Source organism: Amycolatopsis sp. 195334CR, assembly GCF_017309385.1.
Taxonomy (GTDB): Bacteria; Actinomycetota; Actinomycetes; order Mycobacteriales; family Pseudonocardiaceae; genus Amycolatopsis.
On sequence record NZ_JAFJMJ010000001.1, the window covers coordinates 3,136,132 to 3,151,970 of the forward strand.

The following is a 15,839-nucleotide window of genomic DNA, read 5'->3' on the forward strand; positions in this document are numbered from 1 at the left end:
TGTACTGATGGCCAACCGTCGCCAGCCGCCCCGCCCCGGCAGCACCCCGGTGCGGCGGCCCAAGGTGGCCGGCATCCGCAGGCCCGGCGCGGAGTCCGAGACCCAGTCCCTGAACCGGCCCAGCCCGAAGCCGCGCCCGGCGCCCGCTCCCGTGGAGCCCGTCGAGCCCGAGGCCACGGAGGTCGTGGGGGCCGAGACCACCGAGGCCACCGAGGCTGTCGAGACCGCGGAGACCACCGCGGCCGTCGAGTCGCCGGTGGCCGAGCCGGAGGCCGCTGAGCCCGAGGCCGCCGACGCTGAGTCCGCCGAGGACGAGGTCGCTGGGGCCAAGGGGGCCGAGGCCGAGGTGGCTGGGGTCGAGACGACCGAGTCCGAGGCTGCCGAGTCCGAGGTTGCCGAGGCCCCGGCCAAGGCGGCGAAGCCGAGCCCGCGGCCCAAGGCGCGCGACACCGGCGTCCGCAAGCCGTCCTCCGAAGCCGAGGCCGAGGAGCTCGCCGCCGAGGACGAGCCCGTCGCCGCGACCGTCTTTTCCCCGCGGAAGCGTGGTGGCGCGCTGATCGCGCTGCTGCTGGTGGCCGCCGTGGTCTTCGCCGGGCTCGCGGTCTGGTTCAAGATCGAGGAGAGCGAGGTCTCCGCCTCCACGGACAACACCGCCCTGCTCGACGTGGCGAAGACCGCGCAGGTCAAGCAGGCCGTGACGAGTGCGGCCGAGGCGCTGTTCTCCTACGACTTCAACGACATCGCCAAGACCGAGAACGCCGCCAACGACCTGCTGGTCAACGACGAGGTCCGGCAGAAGTACAACGGCTTCATGGGCGAGGTGAAGCGCCTCGCGCCGGAGCAGAAGATGGTGGTGACCATGAAGGTCACCCGCAGCGCGGTGGTGCTGCTGGACGGCGACCGCGCCAAGGTGATGGTCTCCGCCGACCAGACCTCCACCCGGACCGCGCAGAACCAGACCTCGGCCGGTGGCGCCCAGATGTGGTTCACCACCGAGCTGCGCGACGGCAAGTGGAAGATCACCGACCTGAACACCTACTCGGGCGGCCAGCCGGCGCAGCCCACCCAGCCGGCCCCGGCCCCGGGCGCCCCACCCGCCCCGGGGAACTGACCCCCGAGGCCCGTGTCCAACCGTCACGAAGGTGGCTTTCGAGACCCCACGCGTCTCGAAAGCCACATTCGTGACACCCCCCGAACCGCCCCCGGCGCGACCTGCTTCTGCGGGCAAAAGCCGGTCGAGGCGGGTTAAAGGCCTGGTGGGAGCACGCCGCGAGCTTGTGACTCTGTGCACAAGGGGGCTGCACGCTCCGCCATCCGGCGGAAAATCCGCCCGCGAACCTGCGGTTTGGCCTCCTGGCGGGAGTGGCATCTTGACTCGCGGTCTCCGGGGGGTCACGCTTACTCCCAACGGCCCGCCTCGTGCGGGAGGGCAGGGCCGGTGGACACCGGGAAACCGGCGTCGTGGAAGGCAGGCGAATGAGGCTGGGCCCCCGTCGGGCGTGCCCCCTCGACAAGCGCGGCCTTCGGGGCTAGACTGCTTCTTTGCGCTGCCCTCTTTCAGGCTGCCCGAAGCAGGCAGCTAGGATGGTCGGCACCACCGCACCCTTGACAGTCCGTGTTACGCCCTGCTAGCGCGTCTGTCAGCCGCTCATTGTCCCTGGAAGGACGCATCTTGGCAGTCTCTCCCGCGAACCAGGCCACTGCTGCGACCACCTCGGCTGTATCTGCTTCGGAGTCTCCAGAGCTCTCGGGAATCCCCGGCGCCCCCAAGCGGGTGTCCTTCGCGAAGATCCGCGAGCCGCTGAGCACCCCGAACCTGCTGGACGTGCAGATCCGGTCATTCGAATGGTTCACCGGCGACGAGGCGTGGTTCGAACGCCGCGTCGAGGAAGGCGAAGAGAACCCGGTCGGCGGTCTGGAGGAGGTCCTCAACGAGATCTCCCCGATCGAAGACTTCTCCGGCTCCATGTCCCTCTCCTTCTCCGACCCGCGCTTCGACGAGGTCAAGGCCTCGGTCGAGGAGTGCAAGGACAAGGACATGACGTACGCGGCGCCGCTGTTCGTCACCGCCGAGTTCGTCAACAACAACACCGGCGAGATCAAGAGCCAGACGGTCTTCATGGGTGACTTCCCGGTGATGACCGACAAGGGCACCTTCGTGATCAACGGCACCGAGCGTGTCGTGGTGTCCCAGCTGGTCCGCTCGCCCGGTGTCTACTTCGACTCCAGCGTCGACAAGGCCACCGACAAGGACGTCTTCAGCACCCGCATCATCCCGAGCCGCGGCGCGTGGCTCGAGTTCGACGTGGACAAGCGCGACACCGTCGGCGTCCGCATCGACCGCAAGCGCCGCCAGCCGGTCACCGTGCTGCTGAAGGCGCTGGGCTGGACCACCGAGGCGATCCGCGAGCGCTTCTCCTTCTCCGAGACGCTGATGGCGACCCTGGAGAAGGACCACACCGCGGGCACCGACGAGGCCCTGCTCGACATCTACCGCAAGCTGCGCCCGGGCGAGCCGCCGACCAAGGAGAGCGCGCAGACCCTGCTGGAGAACCTGTTCTTCAAGGACAAGCGCTACGACCTGGCCAAGGTGGGCCGGTACAAGGTCAACAAGAAGCTGGGCCTGACCACGCCGTACGACACCGGGACGCTGACCGAAGAGGACATCGTCTCCACCATCGAGTACCTGGTCCGGCTGCACGCCGGCGAGGACAAGATGACCGTCGGCGACCAGACGATCCCGGTCGAGACCGACGACATCGACCACTTCGGCAACCGCCGCCTGCGCACCGTCGGCGAGCTGATCCAGAACCAGATCCGGGTCGGCCTGTCCCGCATGGAGCGCGTCGTCCGCGAGCGGATGACCACCCAGGACGTCGAGGCGATCACCCCGCAGACCCTGATCAACATCCGCCCGGTGGTGGCGGCGATCAAGGAGTTCTTCGGCACCTCGCAGCTGTCGCAGTTCATGGACCAGAACAACCCGCTGTCCGGGCTGACCCACAAGCGCCGCCTGTCGGCGCTCGGCCCCGGCGGTCTGTCCCGTGAGCGCGCCGGCATGGAGGTCCGCGACGTCCACCCGTCGCACTACGGCCGGATGTGCCCGATCGAGACGCCGGAAGGCCCGAACATCGGCCTGATCGGCTCGCTGTGCTCCTACGCGCGGGTCAACCCGTTCGGGTTCATCGAGACCCCGTACCGCAAGGTGGTCGAGGGCCGGGTCACCGACCAGGTCGACTACCTGACCGCGGACGAGGAGGACCGGTTCGTCAAGGCCCAGGCCAACGCCGTCATCGACAACGAGGGCAACTTCCTCGAGGACCGCGTCATGGTCCGGAAGAAGGGCGGCGAGGTCGAGCTGATCGACCCGCTGGACGTGGACTACATGGACGTCTCGCCGCGCCAGATGGTGTCGGTCGCGACGGCGATGATCCCGTTCCTCGAGCACGACGACGCGAACCGCGCGCTGATGGGCGCGAACATGCAGCGCCAGGCCGTGCCGCTGCTGCGCAACTCGGCGCCGCTGGTCGGCACCGGGGTGGAGCTGCGGGCCGCGGTCGACGCCGGTGACGTGCTCGTCGCCGAGCAGGCGGGCGTGGTCGAGGAGCTCTCCGCCGACCTGATCACGATCATGCACGACGACGGCACGCGGAAGAGCTACGGGCTGTACAAGTTCCGCCGCTCCAACCACGGCACCTGCTTCAACCACCGCCCGATCGTGAACGAGGGCGACCGGGTCGAGCAGGGTCAGGTCATCGCCGACGGCCCGTCCACCGAGAACGGTGAGATGGCGCTCGGCAAGAACCTGCTCGTCGCGGTCATGCCGTGGGAGGGCCACAACTACGAGGACGCGATCATCCTGTCGCAGCGCCTCGTGCAGGACGACGTGCTCACCTCGATCCACATCGAAGAGCACGAGATCGACGCCCGCGACACCAAGCTCGGTGCCGAGGAGATCACCCGGGACATCCCGAACGTCTCCGAGGAGGTCCTGGCCGACCTCGACGAGCGCGGCATCATCCGGATCGGTGCCGAGGTCCGCGACGGCGACATCCTGGTCGGCAAGGTCACGCCCAAGGGTGAGACCGAGCTGACCCCGGAGGAGCGCCTGCTCCGCGCGATCTTCGGCGAGAAGGCCCGCGAGGTGCGCGACACCTCGCTGAAGGTGCCGCACGGCGAGACCGGCAAGGTCATCGGCATCCGGGTGTTCTCCCGCGAGGACGACGACGAGCTGCCCCCGGGCGTCAACGAGCTGGTCCGCGTCTACGTGGCGCAGAAGCGCAAGATCCAGGACGGCGACAAGCTCGCCGGCCGCCACGGCAACAAGGGCGTCATCGGCAAGATCCTCCCGGTCGAGGACATGCCGTTCATGGAGGACGGCACCCCGGTCGACGTGGTGCTGAACACGCACGGTGTGCCGCGTCGTATGAACATCGGCCAGATCCTCGAGTTGCACCTCGGGTGGCTGGCTTCGCAGGGCTGGAAGGTCGAGGGCAACCCCGACTGGGCGAAGAACCTGCCCGCCGAACTGCACGACGTGGACCCGGGCACGAACACCGCGACCCCGGTGTTCGACGGCGCCAAGGAGGAGGAGCTGACGGGTCTGCTGTCGGCGACCAAGCCCAACCGCGACGGCGAGCGCATGGTCAAGCAGAACGGCAAGGCCACGCTGCTCGACGGCCGCTCCGGCGAGCCGTTCCCGTACCCGGTCTCGGTCGGCTACATGTACATCCTGAAGCTGCACCACCTGGTCGACGACAAGATCCACGCCCGCTCCACCGGCCCGTACTCGATGATCACCCAGCAGCCGCTGGGTGGTAAGGCGCAGTTCGGTGGCCAGCGCTTCGGTGAGATGGAGTGCTGGGCGATGCAGGCCTACGGCGCGGCCTACACGCTGCAGGAGCTGCTGACGATCAAGTCGGACGACGTGATCGGCCGGGTGAAGGTGTACGAAGCCATCGTCAAGGGCGAGAACATCCCGGAGCCGGGCATCCCGGAGTCGTTCAAGGTGCTGTTGAAGGAGTTGCAGTCGCTCTGCCTCAACGTGGAGGTCCTGTCCTCCGACGGTGCGGCGATCGAAATGCGGGACTCCGACGACGAGGACCTCGAGCGCGCCGCGGCGAACCTCGGCATCAACCTGTCCCGCAACGAGTCGCCCTCGGTGGACGACGTCGTTCAATGACCGCGCGCCCGGCCGGTACCTGCCTCCCGCGGGTACCGGCCGGGTAGCCACCCCCTCTAGCCACAGGGACCCTCTGGGGAGCGACCCCCAGACCCCCGAACAGACCCCAAGGGGATGCAACGACGTGCTGGACGTCAATTTCTTCGATGAGCTCCGGATCGGCCTCGCCACCGCTGACGACATCCGCCAGTGGTCCTTCGGTGAAGTGAAGAAGCCGGAGACCATCAACTACCGCACGCTCAAGCCGGAGAAGGACGGGCTCTTCTGCGAGAAGATCTTCGGTCCGACCCGCGACTGGGAGTGCTACTGCGGTAAGTACAAGCGGGTCCGCTTCAAGGGCATCATCTGCGAGCGCTGCGGCGTCGAGGTGACCCGCGCCAAGGTGCGCCGCGAGCGGATGGGCCACATCGAGCTCGCCGCCCCGGTCACCCACATCTGGTACTTCAAGGGCGTGCCCTCGCGGCTGGGTTACCTGCTCGACCTGGCCCCGAAGGACCTCGAGAAGATCATCTACTTCGCCGCGTACGTGATCACCGGCGTGAACACCGAGCTGCGGCACAACGACCTGCCGACGCTCGAGAACGAGATCGGTGTCGAGCGCAAGAACCTCGAGCTCAAGCGCGACGCCGACATCGAGGCCCGCGCGCAGAAGCTGGAAGCCGACCTGGCCGAGCTGGAGGCGGAGGGCGCCAAGTCCGACGTCCGCCGCAAGGTCAAGGAGGGCGGCGAGCGCGAGATGCGCCAGCTCCGCGACCGCGCCGGTCGTGAGCTGGACCGTCTCGAAGAGGTCTGGACCACCTTCACCAAGCTCGAGCCGCGTCAGCTGATCGCCGACGAGCTGCTCTACCGCGAGCTGATCGACCGCTACGGCGAGTACTTCACCGGTGGCATGGGCGCGGAGGCCATCCAGAAGCTGGCCGCCGAGTTCGACGTGGCCGCCGAGGCGGAGAACCTGCGCGACACCATCCGCAACGGCAAGGGGCAGAAGAAGCTCCGCGCGCTCAAGCGGCTCAAGGTGGTGGCGGCCTTCCAGGTCACCGGCAACGACCCGCGCGGCATGGTGCTCGACGCCGTCCCGGTCATCCCGCCGGACCTGCGCCCGATGGTGCAGCTCGACGGTGGCCGCTTCGCCACCTCGGACCTGAACGACCTGTACCGCCGCGTGATCAACCGGAACAACCGGCTCAAGCGGCTGATCGACCTCGGCGCGCCCGAGATCATCGTGAACAACGAGAAGCGGATGCTGCAGGAGGCCGTCGACGCGCTGTTCGACAACGGCCGCCGCGGCCGCCCGGTGACCGGTCCCGGCAACCGCCCGCTGAAGTCGCTGTCCGACCTGCTCAAGGGCAAGCAGGGCCGGTTCCGCCAGAACCTGCTCGGCAAGCGCGTCGACTACTCCGGCCGTTCGGTGATCATCGTCGGGCCGCAGCTGAAGCTGCACCAGTGCGGTCTGCCGAAGGACATGGCGCTGGAGCTGTTCAAGCCGTTCGTGATGAAGCGGCTGGTCGACCTGAACCACGCGCAGAACATCAAGTCCGCCAAGCGGATGGTGGAGCGCTCGCGCCCGCAGGTGTGGGACGTGCTCGAAGAGGTCATCACCGGCCACCCGGTGATGCTGAACCGCGCACCGACCCTGCACCGCCTCGGCATCCAGGCCTTCGAGCCGCAGCTGGTCGAGGGCAAGGCCATCCAGCTGCACCCGCTGGTCTGCGAGGCGTTCAACGCGGACTTCGACGGTGACCAGATGGCGGTGCACCTGCCGCTGTCGGCCGAGGCGCAGGCCGAGGCCCGCATCCTGATGCTGTCGGCGAACAACATCCTCTCCCCGGCGTCGGGTCGCCCGCTGGCGATGCCGCGTCTGGACATGGTGACCGGGCTGTTCCACCTCACCCGCCTCACCGAGGACGCCGAGGGCGCCGGGCAGGCCTTCTCCTCGCCGGCCGAGGCCATCATGGCCTTCGACCGCAAGGCGATCAGCCTGCACGCGCCGATCAAGATCCGGGTCAAGGACCGCCAGCCGGCCAAGGCCGACGAGGCGCGCCTGGCCGAGGCGGGCTGGGAGCCCGGCAAGCCGTGGCTGGCCGAGACCACCCTTGGCCGCGTGCTGTTCAACGAGCTGCTGCCGGCGGACTACCCGTTCGTGAACGAGCCGATGCCGAAGAAGCGGCAGGCCGCGATCGTGAACGACCTCGCCGAGCGGTACTCGATGACCCAGGTCGCGCAGACCCTGGACCGCCTCAAGGACGCCGGTTTCTACTGGGCCACCCGGTCCGGCGTCACCGTCGCCATCTCCGACGTGCTGGTGCCCGACGAGAAGAAGGGCATCCTCGAGGAGTACGAGGGCAAGGCCGACCAGGTCGAGAAGCGCTACCAGCGCGGTCAGCTCTCGCACGCCGAGCGCAACAACGAGCTGGTGAAGGTGTGGACCCAGGCGACCGAGGACGTCGCCAAGGTGATGGAGGCGCACTTCCCCGACGACAACCCGATCTCGGTGATCGTGAAGTCCGGGGCGGCGGGCAACATGACCCAGGTCCGGTCGCTGGCCGGGATGCGTGGGCTGGTGTCGAACCCGAAGGGTGAGTACATCCCGCGCCCGATCAAGGCGAACTTCCGCGAGGGCCTGTCGGTGGCGGAGTACTTCATCGCCACGCACGGTGCCCGCAAGGGTCTGGCCGACACCGCGCTGCGTACCGCCGACTCGGGTTACCTGACCCGTCGTCTGGTGGACGTCTCGCAGGACGTCATCGTCCGCGAGATCGACTGCGGCACCACCCGCGGCATCAACATGATCATCGGTGAGGACATCGGTGGCGGCAAGGTGGTCCGCGACCAGCACGTGGAGACCAGCGTCTACGCCAGGACCCTGGCGGCCGACGCGGCCGACGCGAGCGGCAACGTGGTGCTCAACGCCGGTGACGACCTCGGCGACCCGGCCATCGAGAAGCTGGTCTCCAGCGGGATCTCGAAGGTCAAGGTCCGCTCGGTGCTGACCTGCGAGTCGGCCGTCGGCATCTGCGCCACCTGCTACGGCCGCTCGATGGCGACCGGTCAGCTGGTGGACGTCGGCGAGGCGGTGGGCATCGTGGCCGCCCAGTCGATCGGTGAGCCGGGTACGCAGCTGACCATGCGTACCTTCCACCAGGGTGGCGTCGCCGGTGACGACATCACCACCGGTCTGCCGCGTGTCCAGGAGCTGTTCGAGGCCCGCGTGCCGAAGGGCAAGGCGCCGATCGCCGACGTCGACGGCCGCGTGCGGATCGAGGAGAGCGAGCGGTTCTGGAAGATCACCCTGATCCCGGACGACGGGTCGGAGGAGATCGTGTTCGACAAGCTGTCCAAGCGGCAGCGGCTGGCGAACACCCCGGACGGCCCGCTGGGCGACGGCGACCACGTCAAGGTCGGGCAGCAGCTGCTCGAGGGCACGCCGGACCCGCACGAGGTGCTCCGCGTGATGGGTCCCCGCGAGGCGCAGATGCACCTGGTGGACGAGGTCCAGAAGGTGTACCGGGCGCAGGGTGTGTCGATCCACGACAAGCACATCGAGGTCATCGTGCGGCAGATGCTGCGCCGCGTGACGATCATCGACTCCGGTGCCACGGACTTCCTGCCGGGTGAGCTGCCCGAGCGGACCAAGTTCGAGGCGACGAACCGGGCCGCGGTGGCCGAGGGCGGCGAGCCCGCCTCGGGTCGCCCGGTGCTGATGGGGATCACGAAGGCCTCGCTGACCACGGACTCGTGGCTGTCGGCGGCGTCGTTCCAGGAGACCACCCGCGTGCTGACCGACGCGGCCATCAACGGCCGGTCGGACAAGCTCGTGGGCCTCAAGGAGAACGTGATCATCGGTAAGCTGATCCCGGCCGGTACCGGGATCAACAAGTACCGGAACATCCAGGTGCAGCCGACCGAGGAGGCACGGGTCGCCGCCTACGCGATCCCGTCCTACGACGACGGTTACTACACCCCGGACGTGTTCGGCACCGGCACCGGCGCCGCCGTCCCACTGGACGACTACGACTTCGGTCGCGACTTCCGGTAAGCAGTACCACCGCGAGAGCCCCCGTTCCCTGGTTGGGAGCGGGGGCTCTCCGCTGTTCAGGCCCTGATCAGCGGATGACATCCCACGACTTTGCAAGTAGTGTGAAACTATGCCGGTGTCGGAGGTCAACTTTTCGGACCTGTCCAACCAGCCGCTCAAGGTGGTGGGACAGGTCGAGCGTTCGGCGACCCGTTCGGTGCGGATCCGCCGTCGCGGCAAGGACGTGCCGGACCTGCTGCTGGTCACCGAGGAGCGGGCGGCGCAGGTGACCGAGGTGGTCACGGCGACCACCAAGATGTTCCTCGCCCTGATGGAGCACGACGACGAGGCTCGTTCGCTGGCCACCGAGGTCGTGCCGGTGGCCTTTCCCTGGGTGAGGTTCCTGCCCAAGGAGGACGTGCGGGCGTTCGTCGTCGAGCTGGTGGAGACGCTCGCGGCGGCCGAATCCCTGCGCAACCCGGCGCCGGTGGCGAATCTCGTGGCGGCCTGGCGGCACACCGCCGAGGTGCACGCGGACCCGGAGCTGGCCGCCATCCTCCAGCGCGACGGTGACGATCTGGGCCTGGTGCCCGCCCCCGGCGAGGTGGAGTGAGCCCGAAACGCGGAGACCGCGTGGCACCCCCGCCGACCGGCGACGAGTGGGATGTCCGGTTCAGCACCAACGAGGCGGTGAAGGGCTGGCAGGACCTGTGCCAGCAGGCACCGGGCAACACACGAGCCGCCTGGGTGACCATGCGGTCGGACCCCGGGGCCGGTCCCGGGAAGCCCACGAGCAGGCACCACCAGCTCAAAGGCACCCTCGCCACCGGCAGGCACAGCGGCCGGGTGCTCCCGATGTGGCAACTCGAGGTCACCGGCGGCGGCCGGGTCTGGTACCTGGTCGACGAAGCCGCCCACACGATCTGGGTGCAGCACGCGAGCACCGGTCACCCCGCCGCCACCGACTGACCTCCTGCCCCCGCTGTTCAGACCGTGTCGGCCAGGTGGATCAGGCGGGCCCGGGCCGCGGCGAGTGACTCGGCGGCGGCCGGTCGGTCGGGTTCCCGGCCCGGTACGAGCCAGGCCAGGGTCCGGTCCGCCGTGACGATTTCGAGGTTCACCACACCCTGTTTGCCGAAGTAAGCCCGCAGGTACGGGGTGAGGAAGTCCCGCTCGCTGGTCTCGTAGGCGCCGCCGCACGCGGTCACCACGACCACCCGCAGGTCCGCGAGCTCGAGCACGCCGGGGAAGCTGACCCGGTCGATCCACGCCTTGAGCGCGGCGGGCGCCGAGTAGTTGTACATCGGCGCGCCGATCAGGAGGACGTCGCTGGCCAGCAGTTCGTCGACCAGTTCCCGGGTCAGCGCCCACTCGCGGCGCTCGGCCGCGGTCTCGATCAGGCCCTCGGCGGGCGCCATGCCGTGCTGTTCCACGCGACGGCCGAGTGCGCAGTACGCCGCACCGATCGGCGCGACCGGCTCGGCCGCGAGATCCCGGTACCGGTAACCGGCACCGCGATGCCGGGCGAGCCAGCGCCGGGCGAACTCCGCGGTGAGCTGACGGCTGGTCGACTCGGCAGCACGGTGCGCGCTGGAGTCCAGATGCAACAAAGCCACCCCCACCTGACGCCCCCACCCCCACGAAGGTGACAACCTGCTTTTGCCCGCAGAAGCATGCGGCTTCCGCGGGCAAGAGCAGGTCAGGGGGTGTTGTCGCGCCGGGCGACGATCGTGGTGCGGATGACCGCCGCGACCAGCAGGCCGCCCGGCAGCAGGGTCCACGCCCACACGTTCGTCACCCCGCCGATCAGCAGGATCGCGATCGCCAGCGCCACCCCGGTCAGGTCGACGGCCAGCTGCACCCCGGGCGTCTTGGCCAGTTTGGTGCCCATCAGGAGTTCGAAGTGCTTCACGAGCGTGGCTCCCACTTGAAGAAGCGGCCGATGACCGCGGCGAACACGACAGCCCACAGCAGGGTCGACCCCAGCGCCGTGGTGATCGGGACGGGGCCGGTGTCGAAGCCCGTCCACCCCTTCGCGAGCAGGTCGGCCGGCCCGAGCAACGGCATCAGCACCCCCGCGGTGGCCACGCCGGTGCTCGACGAACCCACCATGAACAACCCGGCCAGCGCCCCCACCAGCACCGGGAACGAGGTCACGTGCGTCGCTTCGACGCTCTTGCTCAGCGCCGCCGTGGCCATGCCGGCGGCCACCGTCAGCACCAGCCCGGCGGCCATGCCCAGCACCACCAGCCACAGGTGCACCGGCATCGGCGCGCCGAGGTACAGGCAGAACCCGAAGTACACCAGCGCCTGCACCACGCCCATCGCCACCACCGGCATGGTGATCGCGCCGATCACCCCGGCGTCGGGCAGCTCCGTGGTCCGCAACCGCTTGAGCACCAGCGACTGCCGCCGCGCGGTGTAGATGGTCATGCTGGTCATGAACACCGACAGCACCATCAGCATGGTGAACCGGTCGCCGACCAGCGTGCCCCAGTTCTCCGGCGGCGCGTCCCGCACGGTGAACCAGGTCAGCACGCACAGCCCGACCGGCAGCACGGTCGCCGAGAACAGCGTCAGCTTCCGCCGGAACAGCAGCCGGATCTCGAACCACCCGTGTCGCAGCATCATCGTCATCGCCCGGCTCCCACCGTGAGGAAGATTTCGGAGAGGGACGCCTGCGTCGCGGACAGCCGCTCCAGCACCACGCCGTGCTGCCGCGCCCAGTCGATCAGCAGGCCGAGGTCGTCCTGCAGCGCACCGGTCTCCACCACCAGCAACGCCCCCCGTTCGTCCAATGTGGACTCGAGGGTGCCGTCGAACAGCGGCAGCGGGTGGTCGAGCGCGGGCATGGGCACCCGCGCGGAGATCCGCGACGGGTGCGCGGCGAGCACGTCGGTCAGCGCGCCCGCCACCGAGATCCGGCCCTGGTGCATGATCGCCACCCGGTCGGCCAGCGCCTCGGCCTCCTCCAGGTAGTGCGTGGTGAGCAGGATCGTGCTGCCCTCGTCGCGCATCCGCTCGACCGTCTTCCACAGCCGCTGCCGCGATTCCGGGTCCAGCCCGGTGGTCGGCTCGTCCAGCACCACCAGCTCCGGCCGTCCCCAGGTGGCCAGCGCGAAGTCGAGCCGCCGCTGCTCACCGCCGGACAGCTGCTCGACGCGGGTGTCCCGGCGGTGCCCGAGTTCCACGCGGTCCAGCTGCGCGTCGACGTCGTCGGTGCGGCTGCTCAGCGCCCCCCACAAGCGGAGGGTCTCCGCGGTGGACAGCTCCTCGATCAGCCCCGCCTGCTGCAGCATCACCCCCATCCGGGGCTTCAGCCGCGATCTCGCCCGCGCCGGATCGTGGTCGAACACCCGGATGCGGCCGGCTTCCGGCCGCCGGAAGCCCTCGATCATCTCCAGCGTGGTCGTCTTGCCCGCGCCGTTCGTGCCGAGCAGGGCGAAGATCTCGCCCGCCCGCACGGTGAAGTCGACGCCGTCCACGGCGGTGAAGCCGTCGTAGGAGTACTTCAGTTCGGAAATCTCGATCGCGTTCATGGGGAAAACCATGCCCCGGGGGCGCGCTCGTTCTTAGTCGTCGCTGTCACCGGTGCCGATGACGGTCGTACGCGGGGCACGTGACAGGTGTCATCTGTGGTTAGTGTGAGCCGGTGCGCGGAATCAGGTGGCGGGTGCGGGGACGGGATCGGGCCGCCCTCGAATCGTTGCGCCGCTACACCCGGTACAACATCCTGTTCTCGGTGTTCGCGGTCGGCAGTGTGCTGGTGCTGGCCGAGGTGCGGGACCACCTGGACGCCGCGCGCCTGGTGGCGCTGGTGGCCGGGCTGGTACTGGGCGGACTGGGGCACTGGCGCTGGACGGTGCGCTCGATCGACGGTCCGATCGAGCGGATGCCGTGGTGGCAGGCCGGTGCGCTCACCGCTCTCGCGGGCGGGCTGCTGGCCATCGCCTTCGGCACCGAGGGCCACGGCGTGGTGTGGTCGCTGGCCGCCGGGCTGATCGGGCACGACCTGCTGATCGGGCGGTTCCCCGAGGCGGGCTGGCGGTTCGGCGTCGGGTTCGCGGCGCTGATGGGGCTCACCGCGGCGGTCAGCATGGTGGTCACGGGTCAGCCAGGGGCGCCGGGGCAGGGCGTGCTGACCTTCGCGCTGACCCTGCTGATGACCTACGCCGAGGTGCTCCTGCTCAGGCAGTGGCGGCTCACGCTGGAACTGGAGAAGGCCCGCCACGACGCCGCGGAACTGGCCACCACCAAGGAAAGGCTGCGGCTGGCCGAGGACCTGCATGACATCCTCGGGCACGCACTGGAGGTGGTGTCGTTGAAGAGCGAACTGGCCAGCAGGCTCAGCGAAGTCGATCCCGAGCGGTCGCGGGCCGAACTCACCGAGGTGCAGCGGCTGGCCAGGGGCGCGGTGCACGACGTGCGCGCGCTGGTGCAGGGCAGGCGGTCCACCGAGCTGGTGATCGAGATGGCCGGGGCCCGCGGACTGCTCGAATCGGCGGGCATCCGGTGGCAGTTCACCGGCGATCCGGCGCGGCTCGGCGCCGAGTCGAGCGAGCTGCTCGGCCGGGTGCTGCGCGAGGCGGTGACCAATCTGCTCCGGCACGCCGACGCGAGCCATTGCCTGGTGCGCCTGGAGATCCGCCGCGATCGGGCGGTGCTGCACGTGCGCAACGACGGCGTCGCGCCGATGCGGCAGGACGGTCGCGAAGGTTCCGGCCTGCGCGGGCTGAACCGGCGCATCACCGAAGCGGGCGGGGAATTCAGCGCCGAACCCCACGGCAACGCCTTCGAGGTGCGGGCGGAGGTGCCCCGGTGATCCGCATCGTGCTGGCCGACGACGAGCAGCTGACCCGGCAGGCCATCGAGTCGCTGCTCAACCTGGAACCGGACCTGACCGTGGTGGCCGGGGTGCCGGACGGCGCCGCCGCGCTGGCCGCGGTCGCCGAGCACCGGCCGGACGTGCTCGTGGTGGACCACGAGATGCCGGTGCTCGACGGCCTCGCCGTGCTCGACCGGATCGCCGCCGCCCATCCGGCGGTGCGCTCGGTGATGCTCACCCGGCACGCGCGGCCGGGCGTGCTGCGGCAGGCGCTTTCCTCCGGTGCCAAGGGTTTCCTGGCGAAGACCGCACCGGCCTCGCTGCTCGCCGACGTGATCCGCCGAGTCCACTCCGGACTGCGGTACGTCGACCCCGAGTTCGCCGCCGACGCGATCGCCGAGGTCGACTGCCCGCTGACCGAACGCGAGCTGGACGTGCTGCGCCTGGTAGACGACACCACCACCGCCACCGAGATCGCGCGGGCGATGCACCTGTCGGCGGGTACCGTGCGCAACTACACCTCGTCGGCGATGGCGAAGCTGGGTGCGCGCAGCCGCGGGCAAGCGGCTCGCATCGCCCGCGACCACGGCTGGATCTAGGGCCGGTACACCGACTTCCGGGACACCGGGAAGTCGAAGTAGGTGTCCGGGTACGGCTCGTCGTTGAGGGTGAAGTGCCACCACTCCTCGACCAGGTTCCGGAACCCGGCCTCGGCCATGGTGTTCACCAGCAGGTCGCGGTTCTCCCGGGCCTTCCCGGTGATCAGCGGGTTCGCCGTGTGCGAGAGCGTGTCGAAGCAGTCGAAGCCGGTGCCCATGTCCACCGAGTTGTCCGGGAAGCGCTCGCCGGCGGGCGCGGTGCACGGCTGGAGCGGTTCACCGGGCACGTACGGCCGCTGGTGGCGCGGCGGCAGCTTCACCACGGTCAGGTCGACCGTGCTGCCCCGGCTGTGGCCCGACTTCTCCGCGATGTAGCCGTCCGCGAACAGCCGGTCCTTGGCCACGTTGGGGTAGAACTCGGGCTTCATCTTCTCGTCTTCGAGGTCCTTGGCCCAGCGCACGAAGTGGTCGACCGAGCGCTGCGGGCGGAAGCAGTCGTAGACCTTCAGCGTGTACCCGCGGCTGAGCATCTTCCACTGCACGCGCCGCAACGCCTCGGCGGCCGGGCGGGTGAGGATGCACAGCGGTTCGCGGTAGCCGTCGATCTTCGTGCCGACGAAGTTGTGCGGGCCGTAGTACCGGATGTCGTGCTGGATGGTCGGGGCGAAGTCCTGCAGCACGACGAACGGGCGGGGCGGGGCCGCCGAAGCGGGCGCGGCGAAGGTGGCGCCGGAGACCAGGACGGCGGCCGCGGCGGCGAGCACCTTGCGGAGGATGTGCGACATCCGCTCTTGGTAACAGCGCTGGGGTGGAAGAGTTCCCGAAAATACGTAACGAAAGAATAACGGGACTGGTGACCGAGTTCCGGGTCCGATCACCCGGTGTGAGCGACCGGCAGATGGCCCAGTCCGGACTCTGGGAACAGTTCGCCCGTTCGGCCCAGCAAAGCCGCCGAAGGGGCCTTCCGGCTGCCCTGAATGGTGGGAAAGCCACTCCCTCCGGTGGCGTCCCATCCTTTGATCACCTGATTGACACCCCCGGGGGGTGCCGAGAACATTCCGGGCATGTCCATTCGAGTCGCACTGGTCGGGCGGTTGCACGTCGACCTGCGCCAGCAAGCCAGCGCGCTCTGTCCGGCTTCCTGATTTCCTCTCCTTCGCGCTCTTGACCCGCGTGTTTTCCCGCGGGTGATTTTTCGAATTCACCATTCGGAAGGAA

12 protein-coding genes are annotated in these 15,839 nt (G+C 69.2%); 7 read left to right on the forward strand and 5 right to left on the reverse strand.

The genetic code is table 11. The annotated features are described in order from the left end of the window. Positions 1-7 precede the first annotated feature (7 nt). From JYK18_RS15430 to JYK18_RS15450, 5 genes are all read left to right on the forward strand, one after another. Complete coding sequence (locus JYK18_RS15430) at positions 8-1,111, forward strand: hypothetical protein (protein ID WP_206802727.1); 1,104 nt, start codon at positions 8-10, stop codon at positions 1,109-1,111. A gap of 561 nt (positions 1,112-1,672) precedes the next feature. Continuing rightward, positions 1,673-5,182: a DNA-directed RNA polymerase subunit beta gene (locus JYK18_RS15435; RefSeq protein ID WP_206802728.1), complete on the forward strand. Its 3,510-nt coding sequence runs from the start codon at positions 1,673-1,675 to the stop codon at positions 5,180-5,182. 124 nt (positions 5,183-5,306) lie between these two features. Then, positions 5,307-9,218: a DNA-directed RNA polymerase subunit beta' gene (locus JYK18_RS15440; protein ID WP_206802729.1), complete on the forward strand. Its 3,912-nt coding sequence runs from the start codon at positions 5,307-5,309 to the stop codon at positions 9,216-9,218. Positions 9,219-9,327: 109 nt separating this feature from the next. Continuing rightward, positions 9,328-9,810 (forward strand): hypothetical protein, encoded by a 483-nt coding sequence (locus JYK18_RS15445; protein WP_206802730.1) that lies wholly within the window; start codon positions 9,328-9,330, stop codon positions 9,808-9,810. Positions 9,811-9,830: 20 nt separating this feature from the next. Beyond that, entirely contained in the window at positions 9,831-10,166 is a 336-nt protein-coding gene (locus JYK18_RS15450) for a hypothetical protein (protein WP_242579135.1), read from the forward strand. Between the two features lie 17 nt (positions 10,167-10,183). On the opposite strand, the gene JYK18_RS15455 is transcribed toward JYK18_RS15450, so the two are convergent. The 4 genes from JYK18_RS15455 to JYK18_RS15470 all read right to left on the reverse strand — a co-directional run bounded on the left by JYK18_RS15455 (position 10,184) and on the right by JYK18_RS15470 (position 12,736). Continuing rightward, the gene (locus JYK18_RS15455) at positions 10,184-10,813 is read right to left on the reverse strand and encodes an NAD(P)H-dependent oxidoreductase (protein ID WP_307795916.1); all 630 of its coding nucleotides are present in this window, start codon (positions 10,811-10,813) and stop codon (positions 10,184-10,186) included. A gap of 83 nt (positions 10,814-10,896) precedes the next feature. Continuing rightward, the gene (locus tag JYK18_RS15460) at positions 10,897-11,109 is read right to left on the reverse strand and encodes a hypothetical protein (RefSeq protein WP_206802732.1); all 213 of its coding nucleotides are present in this window, start codon (positions 11,107-11,109) and stop codon (positions 10,897-10,899) included. Next, positions 11,106-11,834, reverse strand: a complete 729-nt coding sequence (locus JYK18_RS15465; RefSeq protein WP_206802733.1) for an ABC transporter permease — start codon at positions 11,832-11,834, stop codon at positions 11,106-11,108. The genes JYK18_RS15460 and JYK18_RS15465 overlap by 4 nt, the downstream gene beginning before the upstream one ends. After that, complete coding sequence (locus tag JYK18_RS15470) at positions 11,831-12,736, reverse strand: ABC transporter ATP-binding protein (protein WP_206802734.1); 906 nt, start codon at positions 12,734-12,736, stop codon at positions 11,831-11,833. Before JYK18_RS15470 ends, JYK18_RS15465 begins: the two co-directional genes overlap by 4 nt. 113 nt (positions 12,737-12,849) lie before the next feature. Here JYK18_RS15470 and JYK18_RS48005 point away from each other — a divergent pair, with 113 nt between their 5' ends. Together JYK18_RS48005 and JYK18_RS15480 are read left to right on the forward strand one after the other, a co-directional pair. Then, positions 12,850-14,019 carry a sensor histidine kinase gene (locus JYK18_RS48005; protein WP_206802735.1) on the forward strand — a complete coding sequence of 390 codons (1,170 nt, stop codon included), beginning with the start codon at positions 12,850-12,852 and terminating at the stop codon, positions 14,017-14,019. Beyond that, positions 14,016-14,621, forward strand: a complete 606-nt coding sequence (locus JYK18_RS15480) for a DNA-binding response regulator (RefSeq protein ID WP_206802736.1) — start codon at positions 14,016-14,018, stop codon at positions 14,619-14,621. The genes JYK18_RS48005 and JYK18_RS15480 overlap by 4 nt, the downstream gene beginning before the upstream one ends. On the opposite strand, the gene JYK18_RS15485 is transcribed toward JYK18_RS15480, so the two are convergent. After that, on the reverse strand, positions 14,618-15,406 hold the full coding sequence (locus tag JYK18_RS15485) for a M15 family metallopeptidase (RefSeq protein ID WP_206802737.1): 789 nt from the start codon (positions 15,404-15,406) through the stop codon (positions 14,618-14,620). The two genes, JYK18_RS15480 and JYK18_RS15485, sit on opposite strands and share 4 nt — an antisense overlap. Positions 15,407-15,839: the final 433 nt, after the last annotated feature.